Origin of the sequence: Thermus sp., from assembly GCF_039793865.1 — a bacterium.
Classification (GTDB): Bacteria; Deinococcota; Deinococci; order Deinococcales; family Thermaceae; genus Thermus.
The window spans coordinates 21,355-30,824 of the sequence record NZ_JBAMMI010000093.1; the positions used below are offsets into that span (position 1 = coordinate 21,355).

Consider the following 9,470-nt stretch of genomic DNA (forward strand, 5'->3'; position numbering starts at 1 on the left):
TCTAGTCCTCCACCTCCAGGCGCACGCGGGTGGCCGAGAGGGCGCCGATGGCCTTGGCGGCGGCGTAGGAGAGGTCAATGATGTACCTGCCTCCAAAGGGGCCCCGGTCGTTGATGCGCACCACCACGCTCTTGCCGTTTCTCAGGTTGGTCACCCGAACCCGGGTGCCGAAGGGCAAAGAGGGGTGGGCGGCGGTGAGGGCGTGCATGTCGTAGACCTCTCCGCTGGCCGTCCGCTTTCCGTGGAAACCGGGGCCGTACCAGACGGCGAGGCCCTCCTCCAGGAAGCGGCCAGGTTTCGGGGAAGGCCCCACCCGCAGGACCTGCCCCGGGTAGATGCGCTCCGAGGCGAGCCCGTTCAGGCGCATGAGCTCCCCCACGCTCAGGCCGTGGGCCTTGGCGATGCGGAAGAGGGTGTCCCCCTTCTTCACGGTGTAGGTCTGGGCCAGGGCCAGGAGGACAAAGGGCAGGAGAAAGGCGAGGCGCATTCACACCTCCCGGTCCCGGGGGAAGCGGGAGAGGAGCTCTGGGCCCTTCTCGGTGAGGAGCACGAGCTCCTCCAGCCGCACCCCGCCCAGCCCCGGGAGGTAGACCCCGGGCTCCACGGTGACCACCATGCCGGGCTCCAGGACCTCTTCGCTATAGGGGGAAAGGCCCGGCCCCTCGTGCACCGCAAGCCCCACCCCGTGGCCCAGGGAGTGGACGAAGTGGCGGTCCAGGCCGTACCCCTCCAGGACCTTGCGGGCCAGGGCGTCCACCTCCTTGGCCGGCTTCCCGGGGGCGAGGGCGGCGAGGGCGGCCTCGAGGGCCTCTTCCACCGCCTTGTAGGCCCGGCGGAGCTCCTCCTTGGGCCTGCCGAGGGCGAAGGTGCGGGTCATGTCCGAGTGGTACCCCTCCACCCTGGCCCCGAGGTCCAGGGTGACAAGCTCCCCCCCCAGGAGGCGCTTTTCCGAGGCCCGGGCGTGGGGGAGGGCGCCTCTTGCCCCGGAGGCCACGATGGGGGGGAAGGCGGGTTCGGCCCCCCGCCTCTTGAGGAAAAACTCTATCTCCAGGGCGATCTCCCGCTCTTCCACTCCGGGCCTGAGGAGGGGAAGGACATGGGCCAGGGCCTCCTCCGCCAGGGCCTGGGCCTTGCGGATCCTTTCCACCTCCTCCGGGGTCTTCCTGAGCCTAAGCCTCTCCACCACCCCCTTGGTGGGCACCCACTCGGCGGGGGAAAGCTCCCGGAGGCGCTCTAAGGCGGCGTAGGGGAGGTGCTCCGCCTCAAAGCCCACCCGGCCCCGGAGGTTCCGGTAAAGCTCTTCCCGCTCCTCGCGCCTAAGGACCTTGGCGGGGATGCGGCTTTCCCGTTCCGCCTCCGGGTAGCGGGGGTCGGTGAGGAGGAAGGCCCCCTCTTCCGTGACCAGGACCTGGGCGTCCTCGGGGTGGGGGAAGCCGGAGAGGTAGCGGACGTTCTCCGGCCGGGTGACGAGGAGGGCGTCCAGCGCCAGGGGCTCTAGAAGCTCTTGGGCGCGCACGGGGGCACTATACCCCGAGGCCGCCCCCCCGTAAAGCCGAAGCCCTACTCGGCCCTGGCCAGGTGGAAGACCGCCTTGCCCTCCTCGTCCTCGAGCCGGGCCTCAAACCCGCCGAAGAGGCCCTCCCCGAACGCCCGGGCCAGCACCTCGGAGGCGATCCAGTCCCCGTGGCGCTTGAGGGCCTGAAGGTAGGGGCCCTCCGCCTCGTAGCCCACCCGGATCCGGTCCGAGACCTTGAGGCCCATATCTTTACGGGCCTGCTGGAGGAGGCGGATGAGGTCCCGGGCGAGGCCCTCCAGGCGGAGATCTTCCGTGACCTCCACCTTGAGGGCGGCCACGTACCCGTCCTTCTCCAGGGCCTGGTAGCCCTCGGGGGCCTCGGCCTCGAGGAGGACCTCCTCGGGGAGGAGGGTGAGGGCCTCCCCCTGCACCTCTAAGGGGATGGCCTCGCCCTTGAGGGCTAGGGCCGCCGCCTGCGCCCTCTCCCTTTCCAGGGCCTCCCGGATCTTGGGGACGAGCTTGCCGTACTTCCTCCCCAGGAGCTTAAGGTTGGGGAGGACCCTGTAGGAGAGGATCTCCTCCCCCGGTTCCAGCACCCGCACCTCCTTGACGTTGAGCTCCTCGGCGATCTCGTGGGCGAAGCGCTTTAACCCCTCCCGCTCCAAGGGGGTGGGGGCGGTGGCGAGGAGGAGGGGAAGGGGGGTTCGGGTCTTCACCCCGCTTTTCGCCCGGGCCGCGCGGGCCAGGTCCACCACCTTGAGCACCGCCCGCATCTCGGCCACCAGGGCCTCGTCCCGGAGGGCGGGGTCCACCTCGGGCCAGTCCGCGAGGTGGACGCTCTCCTCGGCCTCGGGCCGGACGCTCCGCACCAGGTTCTGCCACAGGACCTCGGCGAGGAAGGGGGTGAAGGGGGCGGCGAGCTTGGCCAAGAGGACCAGGGCCTCGTAGAGGGTGGCGTAGGCCGACTCCCGGTCCAGGGCGTCCTCGTTCTTCCAGAAGCGGCGCCGGTTCCTGCGGACGTACCACTGGGAGAGGTCCTCCACCACGAAGTCCCTGAGGGCGCGGGCGCTCGTGGTGGGGTCGTAGGCCTCGAGGGCCTCCGTCACCCGCTGGATGAGGTCCTGCATCCTGGCGAGGAGCCAGCGGTCCATCTCGGGCCGCGCCTCGGGGGCGGGGGGGCTCTTCAGGTCGGGCCGGTCCAGGTTGGCGTAGGTCACGAAGAAGCCGTAGACGTTCCAGAGGGTCAGGAAGTAGTCCCGCACCGTCTCCCGCACCAGATTGGGCCCGAAGCGCCGGTCGGCCTCGGGAGGGGCGGAGACGTAGATGTACCACCTGAGGGCGTCCGCCCCGAACTCCCGGAGGATGTCCCAGGGGTCCACCACGTTCCCCTTGGACTTGGACATCTTCTGCCCCTTCTCGTCCAGGATGAGGCCGTGGCAGATCACGTTCTTGAAGGCGATGGAGCCGAAGAGCATCACCCCGAGCTGGTGGAGGGAGTTGAACCAGCCCCGGGTCTGGTCAATGCCCTCGGCGATGAAGTCCGCGGGGAAGCTTTCCCGGAACTCCTCCTCGTTCTCAAAGGGGTAGTGCAAGGAGGCGAAGGGCATGGCCCCCGAGTCGTACCAGACGTCAATGACGTAGGGCACCCGGCGCATGGTCCCGCCGCAGGCGCAGGCAAGCTCCACCCGGTCCACGTGGGGGCGGTGGGGGTCAAAGGGCTCGGGGAGAGGGGTTTTGGCCCTCGCCTTGAGCTCCTGGAAGCTCCCGATGGCCTCCTCCTTGCCGCAGACCTCGCAGACCCAGATGGGGAGGGGCGTCCCCCAGTAGCGGTTGCGGCTTAGGGCCCAGTCCACGAGGTTTTTTAGCCACTCCCCGTAGCGGCCCTCCTTGATGTGGGGCGGCACCCACCCGATCTCCTGGTTCTTGCGGATGAGCTCCTCTTTGAAGAGGGTGTTTTTGATGAACCAGGTCTCCGTGGCGTAGTACATGAGGGGGGTGGAGCACCGCCAGCAGTGGGGGTAGCTGTGAAGGTAGCTTTCCTCCTTGAAGAGGAGGCCCCGCGCCCTCAGGTCCTTGAGGATGGCCCGGTTGGCCTCGCGGAAGAAGAGGCCCCTAAAAGGCTCCACCAGGAGCTTCCCCTCCTCGTCCACCGTCTTCAGCATGGGAAGGCCGTAGGCCCTGGCGGTCTCCAGGTCCTCGGCGCCGAAGGCGGGGGCCTGGTGGACGACGCCCGTGCCGTCCTCCCGGCTCACGTACTCGGCCAGGACCACGAAGTACCCCTTCTCCAAGGGCTGGGGGTAGGGGGGGGTGTAGGAGTGGCCCTCCAGGGCCTTTCCGGGGAAGGTCTTGAGGACCGGGGCCTCCTCGCCCAGGAGCTTTCTCCCGAGGCCCTCCTCCAGAATCAGGGCCTCCTCCCCCACCTGGAAGGCGGCGTAGGTGTACTCCGGGTGCACCGCCGCGGCCACGTTCCCGGGCAGGGTCCAGGGGGTGGTGGTCCAAACGAGAAGGCTCGCCTTCGCCAGCCCGAGCTTCCCGGGCTCCTGGAGGGGGAGGCGCACGTAGACCGAGGGGTCGGTGATCTCCTTGTACCCCAGGGCGAGCTCGTGGGAGGAGAGGGGGGTGCCGCACCGGGGGCAGTAGGGCACCACCTTGTGGTCCCGGTAGAGGAGGCCCCGGTCAAAGAGGTGCTTCAGGCTCCACCAGATGCTCTCGATGTAGGAGGGCTGGAGGGTGGCGTAGGCCCGCTCCAGGTCCACCCAGTAAGCGAGGCGCTCGGTGAAGGCCTCCCACTCCTTCTCGTAGGCGAAGACCGACTCGCGGCAGGCCTGGTTGAAGCGCTCGATGCCGTAGGCCTCAATCTCCTTTTTGCTTTTAAGCCCGAGCTTCTTCTCCACCTCCAGCTCCACGGGAAGCCCGTGGGTGTCCCAGCCCGCGCGCCTTGGCACGTAGTAGCCCCGCATGGTCTTGTAGCGGGGGAAGAGGTCCTTGTAGCTCCGGGCCTGGGCGTGGCCCACGTGGGGGAGGCCGTTGGCGGTGGGAGGGCCCTCGTAGACGGTGTAGCGGGGCCCGCCCTTGCGGTTTTCCACGCTCTTTTGGAAGATTCTTTCCCGCTTCCAGAAGGCCAGGATTTCTTCTTCCAGCCTGGGAAAGTTGGGCTCGCCGACCTCCTTGAACATCTCCCACCTCCTAGCAAAACGCCCGCGCCCGAAGGCGCGGACGAAAGCGTGCGCTTCCGCGGTACCACCGCGCTTCCTGGGGTGGCCCCCAGGCCCTCTTTAGGGCGCTATGACGGGCGCCGCCCGGCGGGCATTACTCGGGGCTTGGCCCTTTCCTCCCGCGGCTCCGGGGTGATCTTCCCGCCTGCCCTCACCGCCGGGCTCCCACCCTCCCCGGCTCGCTTGGGGCTTTTGGGCAGGGGTACTCTCCCCATCCTCGCCTTTACAACCTGTGCCCCCTGGGGTAGAATCCCCCGTTGGCGGCTAAGGCCATGCTAGCAGGCTTTCCCCTCCCTTGACAACCGCCCCTTTAGGTCTGCTAGACTCAGGCTAAGCCGATCCCTTCCCGGCAAAAGGAGCCCAGCATGGAGCTTTACCTGGACACAGCTAACTTGGAAGAGATACGGGAGATCGCCGGTTGGGGGGTGCTTTCCGGGGTCACCACCAACCCCACCCTGGTGGCCAAGGAGTTCGCCGCGAGAGGAGAGAGGCTTACCAGCGAGGGGTTTGTCCACCATCTTCGGGCGATTTGCGAGCTTGTGGGGGGGCCGGTCTCCGCGGAGGTGACGGCCCTCGAGGCCGAGGCCATGGTGGCGGAAGGTAGGCGCCTTGCGGCGATCCACCCCCACATCGTGGTCAAGCTTCCCACCACCGAGGAGGGCCTCAAGGCCTGCAAGCGGCTTTCCGCCGAGGGAGTTCGGGTCAACATGACCCTCATCTTTTCCGCCAACCAGGCCCTCCTCGCCGCCCGGGCCGGGGCGGCTTACGTGAGCCCCTTCCTCGGCCGGGTGGACGACATCTCCTGGGACGGGGGGGAGCTCCTCCGGGAGATTGTAGAAATGATCCAGGTGCAGGACCTCCCGGTGCGGGTCATCGCCGCCTCCATCCGCCACCCCCGGCACGTCACCGAGGCCGCCCTCCTGGGGGCGGACATCGCCACCATGCCCCACGCCGTGTTTAAACAACTTCTCAAGCACCCCCTCACGGACATCGGCCTCAAGCGGTTTATGGAGGATTGGGAAAGGGTCAAGCCATGAAGCGGAAAGCGGAAATCCAAGAAGCCCCTCTTTCCTACCAGGAGCTTTCGGCCAAGATCCTGCCCGAGCTGCACCTCCTGGCCCAGGAGGCGGGCATTGAAGGCTACAAGCGCATGAAGAAGGACCAGCTCATCATGGCCCTCCTGGAGCGCCAGACCCAGGGGGAGGGCCTACAGCTGGTCAAGGGCTATCTGGAGATCAGCCCGGACGGGTACGGCTTCTTGACCGAAAGCCTTTTTAACCTGGAGTCCCGGGTGGCCATCGTTTCCGCCGGGCTCATCCGCCAGTACGCCCTAAGGAGCGGCGACTACATCGTGGGCCGGGCCCGCCCCCCCCGGGAGAACGAGCGCTACGCCACCCTCTTCAAGGTGGAGGCGGTGAACGACCTGGACCCCGAGACCGCCAAGAACCGCCCCCGTTTTGACGAGCTCATTCCCCAGTTCCCTGACCGGCAGATCCGGTTGGAGACCACCCCGGACGAGCTCTCCACCCGGGTCATCGACCTCCTCGCCCCCATCGGCCGGGGCCAGCGCGGCCTCATCGTGGCCCCGCCCAAGGCGGGGAAGACCACCCTCCTCAAGAAGATCGCCAACGCCGTCCTCAAGAACGAGCCCGACATCAAGGTCATCGTCCTCCTCATCGACGAGCGCCCCGAGGAGGTCACGGACTTTCGGGAAAGCGTCCAGGGGGCCGAGGTCATCGCCAGCACCTTTGACGAGCCTCCCCAGAACCACATCCGGGTGGCGGAGTTCGTCCACGAGCGGGCGAAGCGCATCGTGGAGGAGGGGGGGCACGCCATGATCCTCCTGGACTCCATCACCCGCCTGGCCCGGGCCAACAACCTGGTAACCCCGCCCACGGGGCGCACCCTCTCCGGGGGGCTGGACTCGGCGGCCCTCTACTTCCCCAAGCGCTTCCTGGGGGCGGCCCGCAACATCCGGGGCGGCGGGAGCCTCACCATCCTCGCCACCGCCCTGGTGGAGACGGGTAGCCGCATGGACGACGTGATCTTTGAGGAGTTCAAGGGGACGGGCAACATGGAGCTCCACCTCTCCCGCCGCCTGGAGGAGCGGCGGATCTTCCCGGCCATAGACATCCTGAAGTCCGGCACCAGGCGGGAGGAGCTTCTTCTCGGGGAGGAGGTGGTGCACAAGATGTGGCTCCTCCGCAAGGTCCTGGCGGACATGGACCCGGCGGAGGCCATGGAGATGCTCCTCTCCCGCCTGGCCCGCACCAAGAGCAACAAGGAGTTCCTCGCCTCCCTGGCGGCCCGCTAAGGCCTCTTCCGGCCCCTCCCTTGCCAGGGCGCGGGGAGGGGCTGGTATAATCCCCGGGGAGTTTAGGCGTTGCCCTTTGGAGGTGTCTGTTGCGGGGATTGGGAATCCTGTGCCTTGTATGTTCCGGCCTGGCCCTGGCCAAACTGCCTATCCTGAGCCCCCTGCCCCTTCCCGAGGCCACCCTCGAGGTGGGCCCCCCGGTGCGCAAGGGCTGGGTGCTCTACCACGTGAAGCCGGGGGACACCCTGGCGGGAATCGCCGCCCGCTTCGGCGTGGACCCCAGGCACATCCAGTGGTCCAGCGGCCTTAAGGACGACCGCCTTCAGGTGGGCCAGAAGCTCCGCATCCCCCTGGTGGTCGAGGAGGCGCGGGAGCCCCGCCTTCCCCCGGGGGTGGAGGCCTACCGGGTGCGTCCGGGGGACACCCTGGCTTCCCTGGCCCAGCGCTACGGGCTATCTCCCCTGGACCTGGTTTCGGCGAACCCTTCCCTGGAGAGCCTGGACCGGCTGGTGGCGGGGAGCGTGATCTACATCCCCAAAGGGGCCAAGGGGCTTCTCGTGGCCCTGCCGGAGGGGGAGACCCTGGTGGACCTGGCCGCCCGCTTCGGCCTCTCCCCGCTGGCGGTGGCCCGGGCCAACGGGGTCAAGGACCCCACGGAGCTTAAGGCCGGGGACCTGGTCCTCCTCCCCGGGATCCAGGCCAAGACCACCTACCAGCGCCTCCTCACCAAGCAGGAGGAGGAGCGAAGGGCCCGCCTCGAGGCCGAGAGGCGCCGCCAGGAAGAGCTCAGGCGCCTCGCCGAGGAGAGGCGGCGGCAGGAGGTCCTGCGCCAGGCCCAGAGGCGCCAGGTCCAAGCCCAGCCCTCCCGCCCCCAGGTCCGCCGGGTGAGCTACCAAGAGGGGGGCATGCGCTGGCCCCTTTCGGACTTCCGCATCACCACCTACTTCGGCCAGAGGGGAGCTTTCCAGCGCTTCCACACCGGGATAGACCTCGCCGCCCCCTACGGCACCCCCATCGTGGCCGCCAAGGCTGGCCAGGTGGAGGTGGCGGGCTGGAGCGCTTTCGGCTACGGCTTCCACGTGGTCCTGGACCACGGGGGCGGGGTGGAGACCCTTTACGCCCACATGTCCCGCATCGCCGTGCGCCCCGAGGAGTGGGTGGAGGCGGGGCAGGTGATCGGCTACGTGGGCTCCACGGGCTGGTCTACGGGCCCCCACCTCCACTTTGAGGTGCGGGTGGACGGGGTGCCCCAGAATCCCCTTTCCTACCTGCCCTAGCGCCTGGGGCCCAAGGCGCCTGGAGGTTTGTGCCCCAGGTCCCTTGACCCGGGGGAGGGTAAGCTAGGAGGATGGAGGGCGGGATGGAAAAGGGCACCTTCCAGATCAAGACGGGCTTTGCCGAGATGTTCAAGGGCGGGGTGATCATGGACGTGACCACCCCGGAGCAGGCGGTGATCGCCGAGGAGGCGGGGGCGGTGGCGGTGATGGCCCTGGAAAGGGTGCCCGCCGACATCCGGGCGCAGGGCGGGGTAGCCCGGATGTCCGACCCCAAGCGGATCAAGGAGATCATGGCGGCGGTGTCCATCCCGGTGATGGCCAAGGTGAGGATCGGCCACTTCGTGGAGGCCATGATCCTCGAGGCCCTCGGGGTGGACTTCATCGACGAGTCCGAGGTCCTCACCCCCGCCGACGAGGAGCACCACATCGACAAGTGGAAGTTCAAGGTGCCCTTCGTCTGTGGGGCGAGGAACCTGGGGGAGGCCCTGAGGCGGATCGCCGAGGGGGCGGCCATGATCCGCACCAAAGGGGAGGCGGGCACGGGCAACGTGGTGGAGGCGGTGCGCCACGCCCGCACCATGTGGAAGGAGATCCGCTACGTCCAGTCCCTCAGGGAGGACGAGCTCATGGCCTACGCCAAGGGGATCGGGGCGCCCTTTGAGCTCGTGAAGTGGGTCCACGACCACGGCCGCCTCCCCGTGGTGAACTTCGCCGCTGGCGGCATCGCCACCCCCGCCGACGCCGCCCTCATGATGCACCTGGGCATGGACGGGGTCTTCGTGGGAAGCGGCATCTTCAAGTCCGGGGACCCCAGGAAAAGGGCCCGGGCCATCGTGCGGGCCGTGGCCCACTACAACGACCCCGAGGTGCTGGCCGAGGTCAGCGAGGACCTGGGCGAGCCCATGGTGGGCATCAACCTGGACCAGCTCAAGGAGGAGGAAAGGCTTGCCAAGCGGGGCTGGTAAACCAAGAGGGGTCTTTGTGGCCTGGGCCAAGGTGCCCCCTCCTTCCCGGCCTTACCCTCTACCTTGGAGGTAAGGCATGAAAAGGCTTCTCGGTTTGCTGGTCCTGACAGGCGCTCTCGCCCTGGCCCAGGGGGCCATGGTGCGGGTGGCCCACCTCTCCCCCGACGCCCCGGCGGTGGACGT

7 protein-coding genes are annotated in these 9,470 nt (G+C 68.2%); 4 read left to right on the forward strand and 3 right to left on the reverse strand.

The features are described 5' to 3' along the window. Window position 1: 1 nt before the first annotated feature. Genes ABJK26_RS09330 through ileS form a run of 3 tightly spaced genes read right to left on the reverse strand, consistent with a single transcriptional unit; the run spans window position 2 to window position 4,692 of the window. Window positions 2-487 (reverse strand): septal ring lytic transglycosylase RlpA family protein, encoded by a 486-nt coding sequence (locus ABJK26_RS09330; RefSeq protein ID WP_347242010.1) that lies wholly within the window; start codon window positions 485-487, stop codon window positions 2-4. Then, window positions 488-1,516: a Xaa-Pro peptidase family protein gene (locus ABJK26_RS09335; protein WP_347242011.1), complete on the reverse strand. Its 1,029-nt coding sequence runs from the start codon at window positions 1,514-1,516 to the stop codon at window positions 488-490. A gap of 44 nt (window positions 1,517-1,560) precedes the next feature. Beyond that, on the reverse strand, window positions 1,561-4,692 hold the full coding sequence (gene ileS, locus ABJK26_RS09340) for an isoleucine--tRNA ligase (protein ID WP_347242012.1): 3,132 nt from the start codon (window positions 4,690-4,692) through the stop codon (window positions 1,561-1,563). Between the two features lie 404 nt (window positions 4,693-5,096). Here ileS and fsa point away from each other — a divergent pair, with 404 nt between their 5' ends. From fsa to pdxS, 4 genes are all read left to right on the forward strand, one after another. Then, complete coding sequence (fsa, locus tag ABJK26_RS09345) at window positions 5,097-5,768, forward strand: fructose-6-phosphate aldolase (protein ID WP_347242013.1); 672 nt, start codon at window positions 5,097-5,099, stop codon at window positions 5,766-5,768. Continuing rightward, complete coding sequence (gene rho, locus ABJK26_RS09350) at window positions 5,765-7,045, forward strand: transcription termination factor Rho (RefSeq protein ID WP_347242014.1); 1,281 nt, start codon at window positions 5,765-5,767, stop codon at window positions 7,043-7,045. The genes fsa and rho overlap by 4 nt, the downstream gene beginning before the upstream one ends. An 89-nt stretch (window positions 7,046-7,134) precedes the next feature. Next, complete coding sequence (locus tag ABJK26_RS09355; protein WP_347242015.1) at window positions 7,135-8,322, forward strand: peptidoglycan DD-metalloendopeptidase family protein; 1,188 nt, start codon at window positions 7,135-7,137, stop codon at window positions 8,320-8,322. Between the two features lie 83 nt (window positions 8,323-8,405). Further along, window positions 8,406-9,287 carry a pyridoxal 5'-phosphate synthase lyase subunit PdxS gene (gene pdxS / locus ABJK26_RS09360; RefSeq protein WP_347242058.1) on the forward strand — a complete coding sequence of 294 codons (882 nt, stop codon included), beginning with the start codon at window positions 8,406-8,408 and terminating at the stop codon, window positions 9,285-9,287. The last annotated feature ends 183 nt before the right edge of the window (window positions 9,288-9,470 follow it).

What these genes read in the sequence shown, in the direction of transcription:
- fsa (WP_347242013.1), top strand. Translation starts at nt 5,097, where the DNA reads ATGGAGCTTTACCTGGACACAGCTAACTTGGAAGAGATACGGGAGATC.
- pdxS (WP_347242058.1), top strand. Translation starts at nt 8,406, where the DNA reads ATGGAAAAGGGCACCTTCCAGATCAAGACGGGCTTTGCCGAGATGTTC.
- ABJK26_RS09330 (WP_347242010.1), bottom strand. Translation starts at nt 487, where the DNA reads ATGCGCCTCGCCTTTCTCCTGCCCTTTGTCCTCCTGGCCCTGGCCCAG.
- ileS (WP_347242012.1), bottom strand. Translation starts at nt 4,692, where the DNA reads ATGTTCAAGGAGGTCGGCGAGCCCAACTTTCCCAGGCTGGAAGAAGAA.
- rho (WP_347242014.1), top strand. Translation starts at nt 5,765, where the DNA reads ATGAAGCGGAAAGCGGAAATCCAAGAAGCCCCTCTTTCCTACCAGGAG.